The organism is Luteimonas sp. A537, from assembly GCF_054052065.1.
Genome location: NZ_JBSVRH010000001.1, coordinates 275,370 through 290,926, shown reverse-complemented (window position 1 = coordinate 290,926; position 15,557 = coordinate 275,370). Strand labels below are relative to the sequence as shown.

The 15,557-nt window shown below is 67.7% G+C and carries 16 protein-coding genes and 2 tRNA genes; 9 read left to right on the top strand and 9 right to left on the bottom strand.

Going from position 1 to position 15,557, the window contains the following annotated elements:
• Positions 1 to 135 precede the first annotated feature (135 nt).
• The gene (locus tag ACW7GZ_RS01330; RefSeq protein ID WP_457001564.1) at positions 136 to 393 is read left to right on the top strand and encodes an XRE family transcriptional regulator; all 258 of its coding nucleotides are present in this window, start codon (positions 136 to 138) and stop codon (positions 391 to 393) included.
• Complete coding sequence (locus tag ACW7GZ_RS01325; protein WP_457007422.1) at positions 390 to 1,718, top strand: type II toxin-antitoxin system HipA family toxin; 1,329 nt, start codon at positions 390 to 392, stop codon at positions 1,716 to 1,718. The genes ACW7GZ_RS01330 and ACW7GZ_RS01325 overlap by 4 nt, the downstream gene beginning before the upstream one ends.
• Positions 1,719 to 1,823: 105 nt before the next feature.
• Here ACW7GZ_RS01325 and ACW7GZ_RS01320 read toward each other — a convergent pair.
• Both ACW7GZ_RS01320 and ACW7GZ_RS01315 read right to left on the bottom strand, forming a co-directional pair.
• A tRNA-Asn gene (locus tag ACW7GZ_RS01320) sits at positions 1,824 to 1,900 on the bottom strand.
• A gap of 60 nt (positions 1,901 to 1,960) precedes the next feature.
• Positions 1,961 to 2,488: a GspH/FimT family pseudopilin gene (locus ACW7GZ_RS01315; protein WP_457007420.1), complete on the bottom strand. Its 528-nt coding sequence runs from the start codon at positions 2,486 to 2,488 to the stop codon at positions 1,961 to 1,963.
• Positions 2,489 to 2,684: 196 nt separating this feature from the next.
• Between ACW7GZ_RS01315 and uvrB the strand changes: the two genes are divergently transcribed.
• Positions 2,685 to 4,721 carry an excinuclease ABC subunit UvrB gene (gene uvrB / locus ACW7GZ_RS01310; RefSeq protein WP_457001570.1) on the top strand — a complete coding sequence of 679 codons (2,037 nt, stop codon included), beginning with the start codon at positions 2,685 to 2,687 and terminating at the stop codon, positions 4,719 to 4,721.
• Between the two features lie 161 nt (positions 4,722 to 4,882).
• Positions 4,883 to 4,957 (top strand) — tRNA-Val (locus ACW7GZ_RS01305).
• Between the two features lie 114 nt (positions 4,958 to 5,071).
• Here the strand turns inward: ACW7GZ_RS01305 and ACW7GZ_RS01300 are convergent.
• Together ACW7GZ_RS01300 and ACW7GZ_RS01295 are read right to left on the bottom strand one after the other, a co-directional pair.
• Positions 5,072 to 7,141 (bottom strand): esterase/lipase family protein, encoded by a 2,070-nt coding sequence (locus ACW7GZ_RS01300; protein WP_457007418.1) that lies wholly within the window; start codon positions 7,139 to 7,141, stop codon positions 5,072 to 5,074.
• On the bottom strand, positions 7,138 to 8,217 hold the full coding sequence (locus ACW7GZ_RS01295) for an Lnb N-terminal periplasmic domain-containing protein (protein ID WP_457007416.1): 1,080 nt from the start codon (positions 8,215 to 8,217) through the stop codon (positions 7,138 to 7,140). The genes ACW7GZ_RS01300 and ACW7GZ_RS01295 overlap by 4 nt, the downstream gene beginning before the upstream one ends.
• A gap of 169 nt (positions 8,218 to 8,386) precedes the next feature.
• On the opposite strand from ACW7GZ_RS01295, the gene ACW7GZ_RS01290 reads away from it, so the two are divergent.
• Positions 8,387 to 9,244: a PA4780 family RIO1-like protein kinase gene (locus tag ACW7GZ_RS01290; RefSeq protein ID WP_457007414.1), complete on the top strand. Its 858-nt coding sequence runs from the start codon at positions 8,387 to 8,389 to the stop codon at positions 9,242 to 9,244.
• A 76-nt stretch (positions 9,245 to 9,320) separates the two neighbouring features.
• Positions 9,321 to 9,494, top strand: coding sequence for a DUF1328 family protein (locus tag ACW7GZ_RS01285; RefSeq protein ID WP_343253768.1), 174 nt, complete (start codon positions 9,321 to 9,323; stop codon positions 9,492 to 9,494).
• Here the strand turns inward: ACW7GZ_RS01285 and ACW7GZ_RS01280 are convergent.
• A complete protein-coding gene (locus tag ACW7GZ_RS01280) occupies positions 9,487 to 9,984 on the bottom strand; it encodes a hypothetical protein (protein WP_457007412.1) in 498 nt (165 codons plus the stop codon). The two genes, ACW7GZ_RS01285 and ACW7GZ_RS01280, sit on opposite strands and share 8 nt — an antisense overlap.
• 195 nt (positions 9,985 to 10,179) lie before the next feature.
• Between ACW7GZ_RS01280 and ACW7GZ_RS01275 the strand changes: the two genes are divergently transcribed.
• Positions 10,180 to 10,491 (top strand): hypothetical protein, encoded by a 312-nt coding sequence (locus ACW7GZ_RS01275; protein ID WP_457007410.1) that lies wholly within the window; start codon positions 10,180 to 10,182, stop codon positions 10,489 to 10,491.
• 152 nt (positions 10,492 to 10,643) lie between these two features.
• Positions 10,644 to 12,308: a urocanate hydratase gene (gene hutU / locus ACW7GZ_RS01270; protein WP_457007408.1), complete on the top strand. Its 1,665-nt coding sequence runs from the start codon at positions 10,644 to 10,646 to the stop codon at positions 12,306 to 12,308.
• 109 nt (positions 12,309 to 12,417) lie between these two features.
• Here hutU and ACW7GZ_RS01265 read toward each other — a convergent pair whose 3' ends face one another.
• The gene (locus ACW7GZ_RS01265) at positions 12,418 to 13,026 is read right to left on the bottom strand and encodes a flavodoxin family protein (RefSeq protein WP_457007407.1); all 609 of its coding nucleotides are present in this window, start codon (positions 13,024 to 13,026) and stop codon (positions 12,418 to 12,420) included.
• A 131-nt stretch (positions 13,027 to 13,157) separates the two neighbouring features.
• Positions 13,158 to 13,703, bottom strand: coding sequence for a hypothetical protein (locus tag ACW7GZ_RS01260; RefSeq protein WP_457007405.1), 546 nt, complete (start codon positions 13,701 to 13,703; stop codon positions 13,158 to 13,160).
• 242 nt (positions 13,704 to 13,945) lie between these two features.
• Here ACW7GZ_RS01260 and ACW7GZ_RS01255 point away from each other — a divergent pair, with 242 nt between their 5' ends.
• Positions 13,946 to 14,218, top strand: a complete 273-nt coding sequence (locus tag ACW7GZ_RS01255; RefSeq protein WP_457001588.1) for a hypothetical protein — start codon at positions 13,946 to 13,948, stop codon at positions 14,216 to 14,218.
• Positions 14,219 to 14,271: 53 nt separating this feature from the next.
• Here ACW7GZ_RS01255 and ACW7GZ_RS01250 read toward each other — a convergent pair whose 3' ends face one another.
• The gene (locus ACW7GZ_RS01250) at positions 14,272 to 14,667 is read right to left on the bottom strand and encodes a DUF3037 domain-containing protein (protein WP_457001590.1); all 396 of its coding nucleotides are present in this window, start codon (positions 14,665 to 14,667) and stop codon (positions 14,272 to 14,274) included.
• Entirely contained in the window at positions 14,654 to 15,421 is a 768-nt protein-coding gene (locus ACW7GZ_RS01245) for a HipA family kinase (RefSeq protein WP_457002833.1), read from the bottom strand. The genes ACW7GZ_RS01250 and ACW7GZ_RS01245 overlap by 14 nt, the downstream gene beginning before the upstream one ends.
• Between the last annotated feature and the right edge of the window lie 136 nt (positions 15,422 to 15,557).

The window sequence follows — 15,557 nt, the reverse complement described above, 5'->3', positions numbered from 1 at the left end:
GGCAGCGCCGGTTCCCACGGCCTGTGCGATTGGGCGGAGATGTTCGCGCTGGCCCATGGCGACTGCATTGGTTGCGAATTGGAGATATTTGGCAAATAATGAGCCATATGTGAATCAAATTGATAAATACGTCAAATGCAGACGGTTCTAGAGCTCGGTGAAGCAGTCGCGGCCCGAAGACGGTCCCTTGGCTTGAAGCAAGGGGATGTCGCCGCCCGCGCGGGCGTTTCCCAGGAATCCCTGTCCCGATTCGAACGCGGGAAGCTGGCCGAGTTCGGTTCGCGCAAGCTCCTGGCCGTGCTGGCGGCGCTCGGCATGGAACTCGAATTCGCCGAAGTGGGGGCGTCCGGGTCGCTGGACGAGCTTCGCCGTGAGCGCGGGGGCGGTGCGTGAGCCTGTCCGTATACGTGCTCGGCCGCGAAGTCGCCACGCTGGAAGCAGATGGCGACTTCAAGAGTTCGATGAGGTATCACGAAGGCGTGGCCGCGGACGATTTCGTTTCCCTGACCATGCATGTGCGTCCCGAGCCCTACATCTGGGACGATGTTCTGCACCCAGTCTTCCAGATGAACCTGCCCGAGGGCTACCTGTTGCAGGTGCTGCAGGAGCAGTTCGGTCCCGTCATCGGAGCCAGCCCGATGGCGCTTCTATCTGTCATCGGTCGCAACATGATCGGACGCATCCAGGTGGCTCCGCCGGGGGCGAGCCTGGAGGAGCCGGCCCAGCCCGTAGACGTGGCTGGCCTGTTGCAGGGTGACAACTCCGAAGAAGCTTTTGCAGAACTCGTTCGCCGGCATGCCACCAGCGGTGTATCAGGCGTGGTGCCGAAGTTCCTGGACGTCGATGCTGAGAGGGTCGGCACCGGCCCGCATACGAAGACCACGCTGTTCACCCACAAACACATCATCAAGGGCTCCTCCCGGCTCCTGCCGTTCGTATCCCTCAACGAGCACCTGTGCATGCAGGTGACCCGCCGGGTGATGCCTGCCGCGGAGACCGAAGTGTCCCGTGACGGCCAGGCCTTGGTCGTCCATCGCTTTGACGTGGACGAGAACGGCGCTCGCCTCTGCGGCATGGAGGACTTCTGCGCCCTGCTGGGCCTGCGGCCAGCGGCCAAGTACGAAACCACTTGGGAGCGCATCGCCAAGGCGGTCCGCGATCACGTCCCGGCCGCCAATCGGTCGGTCGTCTTCCGCGAGATGGCGACCATGCTGCTGCTGACCTACGCCCTGCGCAACGCCGACTGCCACGCCAAGAACGTCGCCCTGCGCTACACCCGTCGCGACGACGTCCATCTGGCGCCGGCCTACGACATGATCACCACCGCCGCGTATCCCGATTACGCCAGGAACCCCCCGGGAATAGCCTTCATGGGCAAGAAAACCTGGGATCCGGGCAAGCACCTGCAGACCTTCATTACTGCAACGTTCGGGTTGCAGCCGCGGGAGCAGGCGGAAATTGTCGAGCAGATCGGTCTTGCGATGGCCGAAGTGGGCCCCCAGGTCCGCGAAGCGATGGACGTGCATCCGGGCTTCGTGGAAATCGGCAAGCGCATGCTGCTCGCCTGGCAGGAGGGTATCGCTGGCCTGCGGGACAAGCGCATCTATGCCATGGCCGGCGCCGAACTGGGCGAGGCATTCACCAGTTTCTCGGATCCAAAGCCAATCAAGAACGAGCGTCAGGTGATCGGCCGCTCCGAATTGCTGGGAAAGCACTGAGAAGATCAGCTCCTGAGCGCAGGCCTCGCGAGACGTTGTTACGTGCGCTGTTACGTGGCCAAAAAAAAAGGGCCTGCGGATTGCTCCACAAGCCCTTGAATTCTTTGGCGCCCGAAGTTGGACTCGAACCAACGACCCCCTGATTAACAGTCAAGTGCTCTAACCAGCTGAGCTATTCGGGCGGGGACGCACATTTTAGTGCTTGTTCCCGCCGGGTCAAGGAGGGAAGCACTGTTCCCGGCTCAGGGACATGCCGTTTCCTGCCGTGGCCGCTCGCTTCGCACCCTCCCGAGGCGGTTCACCACCACCTTTCCGCGCAGCAGTCCGCGGGCGCAGGCGTTCACGCTCAGGTTGCTGTGTGCGGCCATGCCGTTGGCCTGGTAGCGGAGCCAGGGGCGCGTGGAGGTGAGGCGGAGGCGCTCGGCGCCGCCGGCGGGGGCGTCGGTCGTGCGCAGGACATCGCCCGGCGCATCGGGCCGCCGGTTGCCATCCGGATCCCGGAACACCAGCCAGCCGCCGCTCCAGTCGTGGTCGCCGGCGCAGCCGGTCTCCGCGCGGCCCGGGCAGACCACGACCTGCTCGCGGCGCATGATCGCGCTGCTGCGGGCGCTGGCCATGTCGGCGGTGAGCAGGTGCAGGCTGGTGGCCAGGCGCTGGCGCTCCAGCGTGCCGCTGAAAGCAGGCAGGCCCAGGGCCAGGGCAACGGCCAGGATGGCCACCACGGTCATGGCCTCGATCAGGGTGAACCCGTGCGAATGGCGCCTGGGCATGTCCAGCCTCCTTGCCGGTCATGTCTGTATCGGGGCACCACGCTAGACCGAGCGTCCGGCTACCGCTGTCGGCGTCCAGCGCCGGCTGGCGTCGGGAAAGCGCGGAGGGCGGCGTCCGCGCAGGCGCACATGGATCGGCGCCGGTGTGCCAGGCCGCGTTCGCGGACCGTTCGCACGGCCCACCTACAATGGCCGCATGAGAGCAGCCGCACACACGCCTTTCCAGCTCGTCTCCCCGTACCAGCCCGCCGGTGACCAGCCGCAGGCCATCGCACGCCTGATCGCCGGCTTCGAGAACGGCCTTGCGCAGCAGACCCTGCTCGGCGTCACCGGGTCGGGCAAGACCTACACCATCGCCAACGTGGTCGAGGCGGTGCAGAAGCCGACCATCGTCATGGCGCCCAACAAGACGCTGGCGGCGCAGCTGTACGGCGAGTTCAAGTCGTTCTTCCCGCACAACGCGGTCGAGTACTTCGTCAGCTACTACGACTACTACCAGCCCGAGGCCTACATCCCGTCGTCGGACACGTTCATCGACAAGGACAGCGCGATGAACGAGCACATCGAGCAGATGCGGCTGTCGGCGACCAAGGCGCTGCTGTCGCGGCCGGACGCGCTGATCGTGGCCACGGTGTCGGCGATCTACGGCCTCGGCGACCCGGAGGACTACCTCAAGCTGCGCCTGATCCTGGCGCGCGGCGAGCGCATCGAGCAGCGCGCGCTGATCCGCCACCTCACCGAGCTGCAGTACACGCGCAACGACACCGAGCTGCGCCGCGGCACCTACCGCGTGCGCGGCGAGGTGATCGACGTGCATCCGGCGGAGTCGGAAGCCGAGGCGTTGCGCATCGAACTCTTCGACGGCGAGGTCGAGAACCTGGCCCTGTTCGATCCGCTCACCGGCGAGGTACAGCGCAAGGTGCCGCGCTACACGGTCTATCCCAAGACCCACTACGCCAGCACCCGCGAAAGCGTGCTCAACGCGATCGAGACCATCAAGGTCGAGCTCAAGGAGCGGCTGGAATACCTGTACGCGAACAACAAGCTGGTCGAGGCGCAGCGGCTGGAGCAGCGCACGCGCTTCGACATCGAGATGATGGCCGAGGTCGGTTTCTGCAACGGCATCGAAAACTACTCGCGGCACATGACCCGGCGCGAGCCGGGCGCGCCGCCGCCGACGCTGTTCGACTACCTGCCGCCGGATGCGCTGCTGGTGGTGGACGAGTCGCACGTGACCGTGCCGCAGATCGGCGGCATGTACCGCGGCGACCGCGCGCGCAAGGAAACGTTGGTCGAATTCGGCTTCCGCCTGCCATCGGCGCTCGACAACCGGCCGCTGCGCTTCGAGGAGTGGGAGGCGCGCGCGCCGCGCAAGATCTTCGTCTCGGCCACGCCCGGCAAGTACGAGCTCGAGCACTCCGGCGACGAGATCGTGGAACTGGTCGTGAGACCCACCGGCCTGATCGACCCGGAGGTCGAGATCCGTCCGGTGGCGACCCAGGTTGACGACGTCCTTGGCGAGATCACCAAGCGCGTGGCCATGGGCGACCGCGTGCTGATCACCACCCTGACCAAGCGCATGTCCGAGAACCTCACCGAGTACCTTGGCGAGCACGGCGTGCGCGTGCGCTACCTGCATTCCGACATCGATACCGTGGAGCGGGTGGAGATCATCCGCGACCTGCGCCTGGGCAAGTTCGACGTCCTGGTCGGCATCAACCTGCTGCGCGAAGGCCTGGACATGCCCGAGGTGTCGCTGGTGGCGATCCTGGATGCCGACAAGGAGGGCTTCCTGCGCTCCACCGGCTCGCTGATCCAGACCATCGGCCGCGCCGCGCGCAACGTGCGCGGCAAGGCGATCCTGTACGCCGACAGGGTCACCGACTCGATGAAGCGCGCGATCGACGAAACCGACCGCCGTCGCGCCAAGCAGGTCGAATACAACACCGAGCACGGCATCACCCCGCGCTCGGTGGCGCGCCCGATCATGGACATCATGGAGGGCGCACGCAGCGATGCCGCGGAAGCCCGCAGCAGCCGCGGAAAAGGGGCACGCAAGGTGGCTGAAGCGGCCGACGACTACGCCCGGCTCGAACCGGCCAAGGCCGCGGCGCGGCTCAAGGCCCTGGAGCAGCAGATGTACCAGCACGCCCGGGACCTCGAGTTCGAGGAGGCCGCCGCCGTCCGCGACCGCATCCACCAGCTCAAGGAGGCCATGCTGGCCGTCCGCTAGGAAAAAGCCCCTGTCCGCCAGGAAGAGGCCTGTAGGAACGGCTATAGCCGCGACCGGAACTGGCGGCCGACCGGCGGTCGCGGCTATAGCCGCTCCTACAGGGCAGTTGGTGCGCCGGGCTTGCCGTGGGGCGGACCAGCCGCTAGAATTCCCGTCCCTTCGGGCGGTTAGCTCAGTGGTAGAGCATTACCTTGACATGGTAGGGGTCGGGGGTTCGAAACCCTCACCGCCCACCACTTAAGACCTTGAATTAACGGGATTAAGTGACGAAGGAACGAAACCCGGCCACTGCGCCGGGTTTTTCGTGTTCGCTGCAAGGCCATGGGACGGCTTGTGACCAAGGCAGGTGCTCAGTCGCCGTCGGCATCCAGCGGGCCGGCAAGCTCCCTGACATCCTGATGCAGGATCCGCCTGATCTCCAGGATCGCAGGCGCGGACTCCTGGATGCTGTGCCCGCCGACGATCACTTTCTCCGACACCGCGCCGGGCAGGTGGGCGCTGGGGTAGGGCACCAGCCCGTCATCCGAGGCCTCCAGCGGCACCGCCGGGTCGGCATGCGCGATGATGCTGTGGTACTTGACCTTGGGCGATATCGGCAGGTCGGCGGCGGCGCGGACGAAGGGGTCGCTTTCGCTGAGGTTCTCGATGCTGTTGGGCAGTGCGATCGGCTCCTGCGTTCCGTCTTCGCCGACCAGGAGTTCGCCCACCTCCTCCAGCACCGTAAGCGGCAGCCGGACCAGCTTCCCGATCAGGCGCCCCAGCCGGTTCCCGGCCACCTTCGTACCGCGATGCGGCGAGGCGATGAACACCACGCGCTCCACGCTCGGCAGCGGCTCGAAGCGCAGCATCCGGTCCAGCCTGGGGCCGGCGCGCTCCAGGCGCCCGTCGTCGAGCTCGTAGTTCTCCCGCAGCCAGGTCCACAGCTGGTCGTCGGCGGACGACACCAGCAGCCGCGACAGCACGCCGCCCATGCTGTGGCCGATCAGCACGGTGTCCTGCGACGCGCGCGCATTGCCTTCGGGATCGAAGTGCTGCATCGCGTCCACGATGATGCGGCGGATCGCGGACTGATTGAGCACCAGCGGCATATTGGTGGGGTAATAGATTTGCCAGATCTGGAATTCGCGGCGCAGCACGTCGTCGCCCAGCACTTCGTTGGCGACGTTCACCCAGGCCTCGGGGCTGCTTGCCAGACCGTGGATCATCAGCAGGATCCGGCGGTCGGGGTCGTAGGGCTGCATCATGTAGAGGTGCGGGCGGGTGATGCCCTGCTCGCGCCCGAACAGGGTCTGCAGCGACTGGCGGTTGAAGCCGGAGCGAGCCAGCCACAGGCCGTAGCCGGCGCTGTAATTGGCTGAAAGGGGCACGCGCAGGCCGTGCAGGTCGATCGCGTCTTCGACGTATGGATCGTGGCCGCTGATGAGCAGCTCCCGCGTCGCCAGCACGCTCGCAAGGTCGTCGCCCGGGAAGCGGATCAGCAGGGTGAGCGTGGGCGAGGGCATCTCGCTGAAAGGGCGGGGGCGGTCGCCGCGCCGACGATCGGCTCCATCGCCGCGCGTGCGCTCGCCGGAGGCCGGGCCGGTGGCCTGCGCCGGCTGTGTCGCGGTGGTCACCGGGTCGTCGCCCATCACCGCAACCACGTCGGCGCCAAAGCCGTCACGCCGGTAGATGCTGCGCAGGCCGGCGAAGGAAATCGACGACGCAGGCACCAGCTCCCTGGGCAGCTCCACGCCTTCCGGCATGCGCATGCCGGACATGTCGCTCCTGATCGTCCAGCCGGCGATCGACAGGCTGGGGTCGACGCCAGCGTCTCCCGCGGCATTCGAGCCGGCCCCCGCCGCCACCGGCCGATCCTGCCAGCGCTGGAACAGCCCCGACGCCGCCTGCTGCACGGCGTAGTTGTAGTAGTCACGCACCTGCGTCTGGCGGTCCTCGAAGGCGCGCTCGCCGGGGGCGCGCTCGCTGAAGAACAGGTAGGCGTAGGCGTGGCGCGCGGCTTCCAGCCAGGCGTCGATCTGGGCATCGGCGGTGGGCACCGAGCCTGCCGGCGTCAGCGCGATGGCCTGTTGCGTCCAGAGCTCGGCCAGGGACGCCAGGCGGCGCTCGTCGGTCAGGCCCTGCACCTGTGCCAGCGCGGCCATGCAGGCGGGCGCCGGCGGTTCGAGGCAGGCGTTGTCATCGAGGCCGGCGACGCGCAGTGCTGCCTGGGTGGCCGGGCTGAGTTCATCGGTGGTGAGGATGTCGCTGCGCTTGATGGCGATGTATTCGCCCGGGCCCAGCTGCCCGGCTTCCACGCGCGGCGCGAATTCCTTGAGGATCGCGCAGCCGCCGAGCAGCAGCAGGCAGCTGGCCAGCGCCAGCGCGCGGGCTGCACGGTGCGCGGAGCCCTTCGTGGAGACCATGGGATGCGTAATGGTCATTGCCCCAGCTCCGCCGCCGTGACGCCGGGCACCTGCTGCCGGATGGCCCGCGAGAACGCCTGTGCATCGGGCGCATCCGCCGGTACGCGCAGGGCGCGCGGGTTGATGTAGCCGCGTGCCTGCAGTTCGGCGAAGTCGTGGCCGGGAACCAGTGCGCCCTGGTCATGGGCGTAGCGGGCGAAGTGCCCCGACAGCAGCAGGCGATAGTCCATCGGAAGTCCCGGGGCGATGTGGCGTGCGATCTCGAAGATGATGGTCGTGCAGTTGCTGGTCAGCGAATTGTAGAAGGCGGGCCGCTCCTGCAGTTCGCCGGCCTTGGCGACGTAGCCGAGGAACATGGCGCGCAGCGCTTCGCGTGGAATGTCCAGGCGGTACAAGTACACGTCTTCGTCGCGTGTGTTGCTGCGCGTGCGCACGATGTCGCGTTCGTCCGCGGCCACCAGTACCTGCTCGAACCTGCGGAAGAAGCCGCCCAGCGCGGAGAACGATTCGTGGCGCTCCTTGCGGATCTCCAGCGAGAACACCACCCGGCTGCCGTCCTCGAAGCCGAATGAGACCAGGGTGTGGGCGATGTGCGGCCCCATCCAGTACGACATCACCAGGTCCGCGCTGGCCAGTTCGGCGAGGTCGTAGCGCCGCGTTTCCCAATGGGACGTGTAGTCCTCTACGGTGCGCCATTCGAAGTTGCGGACGTTGTGCAGCACCACGGTGTCGCCTTCGACTTCGGCCTCGAGCAGCCGCGCGACGTCGTCGGCCCAGTCGCGGTCGTGGGAGGGCGCAAGGCTTGCCCACCAGGCGAACAGGCCCGCCAGCGCCAGGGCAAACGCCGCCAGCAGCAGGCTGCGGACAGGGCGCAGGCGCTGGCCCGCGAGCGACGCGATGGCCACGACGCCGAGCAGCGACCATGCGGCGATCACGATGCCGCGGACGATCCCGGGTCCGGGCAGCTGGTAGCCAAGCAGCAGGGCGCCCCAGCCCGTGGCTGCGGCCAGGCTCACCGCCAGCAGCGCGCCTGCGGTGCGTGGCAGCCAGCGGCTGCGCTGGCGCGCGGGTGCGCGGAAGGCGTGTTCGGGCATTGGAATCACGGGCTGGAGGAAGGCCGGAAGGGTACCCCGCCGCGTGGGATGGCGACGCAGCGGGCCGGCGGGCGCCCCCCGGTCGTGGCCAGGCAAGCAGCGTCGGAGTGGCGCCGCGGCTCCGCGCATGATTGACTGAGCGGTCATTCAAACGAGATTCCTGCGCGTCATGAAGACCCCGGGTGGCCTGCAAGCGCTGATCGACGACGGCGTGATCGACGAAGTGATGCGGCCGCTGAAAAGTGGCAAGGAGGCCGCGGTGTACGTGGTCCGCTCCGGCGACGACGTCCGCTGCGCCAAGGTTTACAAGGACATGGCGCAGCGAAGCTTCCAGCAGCGCGTGCAGTACCAGGAAGGGCGCAAGGTCCGCGGCAGCCGCGAGGCGCGCGCGATCGGCAAGGCGACGAAGTACGGCCGCAAGCAGCAGGAAGCGGAGTGGAAGAACACCGAGGTCGAGGCGCTGTACACGCTGCGCGACGCCGGCGTGCGCGTGCCCGAGCCGCACGGCTACTTCCACGGCGTGCTGGTGATGGAGCTGGTGGTCGACGCGGACGGGCATTCGGCGCCGCGCCTGGGCGAGGTGGAGCTGTCGCCCGACCAGGCCCGCGGCTACCACCGCTACCTGGTGCGCCAGGTGGTGAAGATGCTGTGCGCCGGCCTGGTCCACGGTGACCTGTCGGAATACAACGTACTGGTCGCGCCCGACGGCCCGGTGATCATCGACTTCCCGCAGGTGGTCAGCGCGGCCGGCAACAACGCCGCGCGCAGCATGCTGCTCCGCGACGTCAACAACCTCACCGCAAGCCTTGGCGCCTGGGCCCCCGAGCTGCTCGACACCTGGTACGGCGAAGAGATGTGGGCGCTGTTCGAGGCCGGCGAGCTGCGGCCCGACAGCGAGCTCACCGGCGTGTTCGTCCATGACGAGTCGGTGCCCGACATCGACGGCGTGCGTGATGCGATCAACGATGCGCGCGAGCAGGCGCTGATCCGCCAGCAGGGGCGCGAAGCGGCCGCCGAGGACGATTGATCGGCTTCACGGCGGTCACACCGTGCCGGACCTAGCCTCGTCCGAAGCCCGCATCCGCGGGTGGACGGAGTCAGACATGATCAAATGGGCCATCATCTTCGCCGTCATCGGCCTCATCGCCGGTGCGCTCGGCTTCGGCGGCGCGGCGGGCGCGGCCATGGGCATCGCCAAGTTCCTGTTCTTCGCCGCGATCATCATCGCTGTGATCCTGTTCGTGCTGGGCATGACCATCTACAAGAAGGTCACATGACCTCGGATGCAGCGACCTCGCGTACGAAGCAGGCCTGGTAGGTGGCGATGTCCGGCAGCCCGATGCCGTAGGGGTCACCCGTGACGTACAGCGTGACGTGGGGAATGCCGCAGTCCAGCGCAAGTCCGCTGGCCTGCGCCAAGTGATGGCGGAATTCGGCGAAGGCCGGCGCTTGCAGGTGCTCGATCAGCGACCAGGCCGGCAGCGGTCCGTTCCATTGATCCTTGATCTTGTGCACGAGGGCGTAGCGGCCGGTGCCGCGGGGGCGCCAGTGAAGCGGTTCGAACAGCCCACGGATGCGACCTTCGCCCAATTTCGTGCGCAGCGTGTCGCCGGCGTCGCGGCCGAGCAGGGTCATGTGCAGTTCGCGCTTGCGCTCGAGTACCTGGCCGTCCAGCCTCAGGCGCTGCGGCGAGCCGGTCGGCAGCAGCGGCAGCGGGTCGAGCGGCAGTACCAGGCTGCCGTCTTCGCGGAATCCGGGCCACTGCATTGCTGCGACTCCTCGTCAGGGGACCAAGCATCGAGCTTACGCCAGGCAGCGATGCCGGACCTGCAGGACGCTGCCACCCTGGTGCCGCACAAGCCTGACGACGCCATGAACGTGGATGTATCCGAGCGTGGGCGAGCCCTTGCGTGCAGCGTATCGTTGGGGGCTGCTCCCCCCGCAAAACCAACGAGGTGACCCATGAAGCACGTCTTCCTCACTGCAGCACTCGCCGCGATGGCCTTCGCCGCCGCGCCGATCGCCGTCCATGCTCAGGACGAGCCCGAAGAGGCCGCGCGTTCGCGGGCCAAGGACTCCCGCAAGGCCGATGACCGTTTCTGCATCGAGCAGACCGGGTCGCGGATCACCGCGGCACGCAACGCGCGCTCGAAGTCCGACCAGAAGGAATGCGTGACCGCAGGCGGTCGCGTGTATACCCGGGAGGACATCGAACGCTCCGGTTCGGTCGATCTGCAGGACGCCCTGCGCCGACTGGATCCGTCGATCCGCTGACGCCTGCGCACGCAGCATCCGGACGCCCGGCACCGCCGGGCGTCCTCGGTTTGGAGGCCCAGCGTTGGCCTCCGGGACGCCCGGCCATATGTCGGGCGTCTTCTTTTCGCGCGATGCGATAATCCGGGGCCCAGTCCACCGGTGAGCCGCCCATGTCCACGCGCCACGACCCTTCCCGCACCATCCGCGCGCCCCGCGGCACCGAACTCAGCTGCCGCTCCTGGCTGACCGAGGCGCCGTACCGGATGATCCAGAACAACCTGGACCCGGACGTGGCCGAACGTCCGGAGGACCTGGTGGTGTATGGGGGCATCGGCCGCGCGGCACGCGACTGGGAGAGCTTCGATGCGATCCTTGAATCCCTGCGCACGCTTGGCGATGACGAGACCCTGCTGGTGCAGTCCGGCAAGCCGGTCGGCATCTTCCCCAGCCATGCCGATGCGCCGCGGGTGCTGATCGCCAACTCCAACCTGGTGCCGGCCTGGGCCAACTGGGAGCACTTCAACGAGCTCGATCGCAAGGGCCTGATGATGTACGGCCAGATGACCGCCGGCTCGTGGATCTATATCGGCAGCCAGGGCATCGTGCAGGGCACTTACGAGACCTTCGTGGAGATGGGGCGCCAGCACTACGGCGGCAGCCTCGCCGGGCGCTGGATCCTGACCGCGGGGCTGGGCGGCATGGGTGGCGCGCAGCCGTTGGCGGCGTCGCTTGCCGGCGCCAGTTCGCTGACCATCGAATGCCGCCAGGCCAGCATCGACTTCCGCCTGCGCACGCGCTACGTCGACGAGCAGGCCACGGACATCGATGACGCGCTGGCACGCATCGCGAAGTACACCGCCTCGGGCGAAGCCAGGTCGATCGCGCTGCTCGGCAACGCCGCTGAAATCGTGCCGGAGTTGGTGAAGCGCGGCGTGCGCCCGGACTGCGTCACCGACCAGACCAGCGCCCACGATCCCGTGCACGGTTACCTGCCGATCGGCTGGACGGTGGAGCAGTGGCTGGCGGAGCAGGAGGCGAATCCGGAGACGGTGCGCGACGCGGCCAAGCAGTCGATGCGCGTGCACGTGGAGGCGATGCTGGCGTTCCACGCCCAGGGCATCCCGACCGTCGACTACGGCAACAACATCCGGCAGATGGCGAAGGACGAGGGCTGCGCGAATGCGTTCGACTTCCCGGGCTTCGTGCCGGCCTATGTGCGGCCGCTGTTCTGCAAGGGTATCGGGCCGTTCCGCTGGGTCGCGCTGAGCGGTGATCCCGAAGACATCTACAGGACCGATGCCAAGGTGAAGGAGTTGATCCCGGACGATCCGCAGCTCCATCGTTGGTTGGACATGGCGCGCGAGCGCATCGAATTCCAGGGCCTGCCGGCGCGCATCTGCTGGGTCGGCCTGGGCCAGCGTCACCGCCTGGGTCTGGCGTTCAACGAGATGGTCCGCAACGGCGAGCTGAAGGCGCCGGTGGTGATCGGGCGCGACCACCTCGACAGCGGCAGCGTGGCCTCGCCAAATCGCGAAACCGAGGCGATGAAGGACGGCAGCGACGCGGTCAGCGACTGGCCGCTGCTCAATGCCATGCTCAACGTGGCCGGCGGTGCGACATGGGTCAGCCTGCATCACGGGGGCGGCGTCGGCATGGGCTACTCGCAGCACAGCGGCGTGGTGATCGTCTGCGATGGCAGCGAAGCGGCGGACCGCCGACTCGCGCGCGTGCTGTGGAACGACCCGGCGACCGGCGTGATGCGGCATGCGGATGCGGGCTATGACATCGCGGAGCAGTGCGCGAAGGAGCAGGGACTCAAGCTGCCGATGCTCTGAGCCGCCCGCGCGCGCAGCTTCAAGCGCATCGGGAAGGCGCCGGTGGCGATATAGTCGACGAAGCACTGGAGGCCGTGCGCGCCATCCTGAGTGAGGCCACGTGCGTGGCTCACCCCACGCCCGGATACCGCTCGGCCCTCAGCAGGCGCGCCAGATGCGCGGCATTACTCGCCGCCATCTCCACGCTCTGCGTGACCTTTTCCGGCACCTCCGGCAAATCCTTGAAGTCCGTCTTTTGCATCGCTTCGCCCACCCAGTAGGCGCTGCCTGAGGCGGGAATGGTGAAGCCGACATCGGCCAGCGCCTGGTAGAGCTCGGCGGTGACGTGGTGGGCGCCGTCCTCGTTGCCGACCACGCCGGCCAAGGCCACCTTGCCGAAGGTCGGGAAGCGGCCACGGTCGTCGCCTTCGCCGAGGAAGGCATCCATGCGTTCCAGCACGCGCTTGACGATGCTGGACGGCTGGCCCAGCCAGATGGGCGTCGCGAGCACGACGATGTCGGCCTCCATCACCTTGCCGCGCAGGCCGGGCCAGGCATCGCCGTCGCCTTCATCCACGCTGACGCCCGGCTTCACGTCGTGATCGGCCACGCGGGTGCTGGTCGAGGCCACGTTGTGCTTGCCCAGGGCCTGCAGCAGCAGGTCCAGCATCTTCTGCGTTGAGGATTCGCCAGGCGAGGATTTCAGGGTGCAGTTGAGGCCGAAAGCGCGCAGTGCCATGGGAGGCTCCGGGTGGACGAGGAGCAGTCCATCGTGGCCGCCATGGGGTGCAGGGCATGTCGCCGGCGGGGTTGGATGCCGCAGGCCCAAGCCGTCGCGCCGTTGGGCGCCAACGGCCTGCGCATTCGCGGTCAGCTGTTCGGGTCGTCGAACAGGGTCCGGTAGTTCTCGAGCGCACCGTGCATGTCGGCGACCGGCGCGGCGTCGGCCGGGTTCTCCTGCAGCGCCTGGGTGCCGGCCATCAGCCGCGCCAGGATCGCATGCAGGGCGATGTCGGGTTCCGTGGGCAGGCTGCAGTTGGCGAACATGTATTCGACCGCGTCGTCGACGTCCGATGCACGGGCGATCACGGTGGCTTCGTCCGGATGGGCCTCAAGGCCAGCGACCGCGGTGCGGACGCGGGACATGCCTTCGATCAGGGGCGCATCCGGGGCCCAGGGCTGGTGGTTGTCGGGCACCGGGAAGTCGACGCCGAGGGCGTCCGCGGCGGCGTGTGCGTGGTCAGCATCATGTGCCGTGTCGTGCGCGTCGTGCGCTTCGTCTTCCGCATGCGCGACCTGCTCGATGGCGCCGGCGTCCGCGGCGTTGGCGGCCGGGGTGCTGTCCCGGGCGCAGCCGGCCATGGCGGCGATCGCCAGCGTGAGCGCGAGGGCGAGGGGAATCTGCTTCAGGTTCATGGGGATCTCCAGTAGGGATGACCGACGCCGGATGTCGCATCCGGGGTGTCTACATGGAACATCGTAGGGGCGGCGCTCGAAGCGGGACATGACCCGGGTCAAGCCTGCCGGGGCCCGGTACCGGGCGGCATCGCGGCAATGCATGGCGTTGCAGCTACCCGGTACATAGAACCGCCAGCCCTATTCATAAATGCGCCGATGTGTTACAATTCGCCTCGTAAGTTGTTGTAAACATTGAATTTATGGAGGAAGAAATCAAAAACTACCTGAAGCAGTCGTTCCTGTCCCTGATCCCCGGCAGCCGTCGCCGCCATCACGACACGCGCAGCCATGCGGCTCCCGCTCAAAGCATTACCCGCATCCAGGCGGGCATCCCACAGGCGCATTCCACGCCTGCGCACGTAAAGATGGCGTACCGCCGCCGCCGTTCGCTCCCCGGCTATACCCACGCCAGCTATCTGTCCCGGCCGCTCCGCGATTCGCGCGCGGGCCAGCCGATGTTCCGCATCAGCTGACCTGGCTGTAGGCCGCAACCGCCCCGCGCACGTACCGCGCGCCGCGCATGCACTCAGTCCGGCGCAATCCGCACCATCCTGTCCATCAGGTGTTCGACGATCGCGTCCATGTCGCCGCAGCGGCCCATGTGCACCGCCGAGGTCTGGATGATCGCGCTGCGCTTTGCGGTCAGCCAGTGGAAGCGGGCGCGCTGCGGCAGCAGGCCGATGGGGCCTGCATCCGGGCCGCCTTCGCAGATGCGCTGGATGGCGTCGAGGTGGCGCCGCAACGTGTCCAGGTCGATGCCGGGGTCCAGCGCCCGCAGGCGGGCATCGTCCGGTTCAATTACGGCCTTGAGATAGCCGGTCTTCTCGCAGGACACGATTACGCCGACGTTGATGAACTCGCCGCGCTCTACTCGGGGCACGACGCGGATCACCGCGTAGTCGTAGCTGTCAGGCGCGCGCACGTTCGGCCTCCTCGATGAAGGCATGCGGCAGTGCGAGGCGCTGCTGCAAGTAGCGCGTGTAGGCCGCGCGCTGCTGCACGGGAGTGCCGAAGGCGTCCCCGGCCTGCAGCCATGCATCCGGAATGTCTTCCACGATTCCAGCCAGTCGTTCCGGTGGCAGCAGCGCGGTGAGGCGTTCATCCGCCGCGGCGAGTTCGCTCGCCCACGGCAGCAACACGTGGTCGCGGATCAGCGGGAAGGGCTTGCCGGCGCCGCCGGTGTCGCCATCCCAGCCATGGTGGAAATACAGCGATGCGCCATGGTCGATCAGGGTGAGCTGGCGATGCCAGACCAGCAGGTTGGGGTTGCGCGCGGTGCGGTCGACGTTGCTGGTGTAGGCGTCGAACCAGACGATCGCCGACGCAAGCTCCGGCGTCGGCTGCGTGGCGACCGGGTCGAAGTTCATCGCGCCGGGAAGATAGTCGAGCGCCAGGTTGAGTCCGGCGCTGGCCTGGATCAGCGCCTGGATCTCGGGGTCGCCCTCGGTGCGCGCGAGTTCGGCGTCGAGTTGGATGAGCACGATCTCCGGCAACGGCAGGCCGAGCGCGTGCGCGATCCCGCCTGAGACCAGCTCCGCCACCAGCGCACGCGGCCCCTGGCCCGCGCCGCGGAACTTGAGCACGTACATGCCATCGTCGTCGGCCTCGACGATCGCGGGCATCGAACCGCCTTCGCGCAGGGGCGTGACGTAGCGGGTGGCGGTGACGGTGCGCAGTTGCATTGATGAAGCATAGCGCCGTGCCACGTACCGCGGCCGCTTCGATGCGATCTTGCCCGGCCCTTTCGGCATTGTCCGGCCGACGCCGGCCGGCGTAGTCTGGGCGCTTCGTTCCGCGCCGCAGGGCCATCGA

Excerpts from the sequence above, each read along its gene's own strand:
- hutU (WP_457007408.1), top strand. The coding sequence starts at position 10,644 with ATGTCCACGCGCCACGACCCTTCCCGCACCATCCGCGCGCCCCGCGGC.
- ACW7GZ_RS01255 (WP_457001588.1), top strand. The coding sequence starts at position 13,946 with ATGGAGGAAGAAATCAAAAACTACCTGAAGCAGTCGTTCCTGTCCCTG.
- ACW7GZ_RS01265 (WP_457007407.1), bottom strand. The coding sequence starts at position 13,026 with ATGGCACTGCGCGCTTTCGGCCTCAACTGCACCCTGAAATCCTCGCCT.
- ACW7GZ_RS01275 (WP_457007410.1), top strand. The coding sequence starts at position 10,180 with ATGAAGCACGTCTTCCTCACTGCAGCACTCGCCGCGATGGCCTTCGCC.
- ACW7GZ_RS01285 (WP_343253768.1), top strand. The coding sequence starts at position 9,321 with ATGATCAAATGGGCCATCATCTTCGCCGTCATCGGCCTCATCGCCGGT.
- ACW7GZ_RS01315 (WP_457007420.1), bottom strand. The coding sequence starts at position 2,488 with ATGCCCAGGCGCCATTCGCACGGGTTCACCCTGATCGAGGCCATGACC.
- uvrB (WP_457001570.1), top strand. The coding sequence starts at position 2,685 with ATGAGAGCAGCCGCACACACGCCTTTCCAGCTCGTCTCCCCGTACCAG.
- ACW7GZ_RS01300 (WP_457007418.1), bottom strand. The coding sequence starts at position 7,141 with ATGACCATTACGCATCCCATGGTCTCCACGAAGGGCTCCGCGCACCGT.
- ACW7GZ_RS01290 (WP_457007414.1), top strand. The coding sequence starts at position 8,387 with ATGAAGACCCCGGGTGGCCTGCAAGCGCTGATCGACGACGGCGTGATC.
- ACW7GZ_RS01260 (WP_457007405.1), bottom strand. The coding sequence starts at position 13,703 with ATGAACCTGAAGCAGATTCCCCTCGCCCTCGCGCTCACGCTGGCGATC.
- ACW7GZ_RS01330 (WP_457001564.1), top strand. The coding sequence starts at position 136 with ATGCAGACGGTTCTAGAGCTCGGTGAAGCAGTCGCGGCCCGAAGACGG.
- ACW7GZ_RS01295 (WP_457007416.1), bottom strand. The coding sequence starts at position 8,217 with ATGCCCGAACACGCCTTCCGCGCACCCGCGCGCCAGCGCAGCCGCTGG.
- ACW7GZ_RS01280 (WP_457007412.1), bottom strand. The coding sequence starts at position 9,984 with ATGCAGTGGCCCGGATTCCGCGAAGACGGCAGCCTGGTACTGCCGCTC.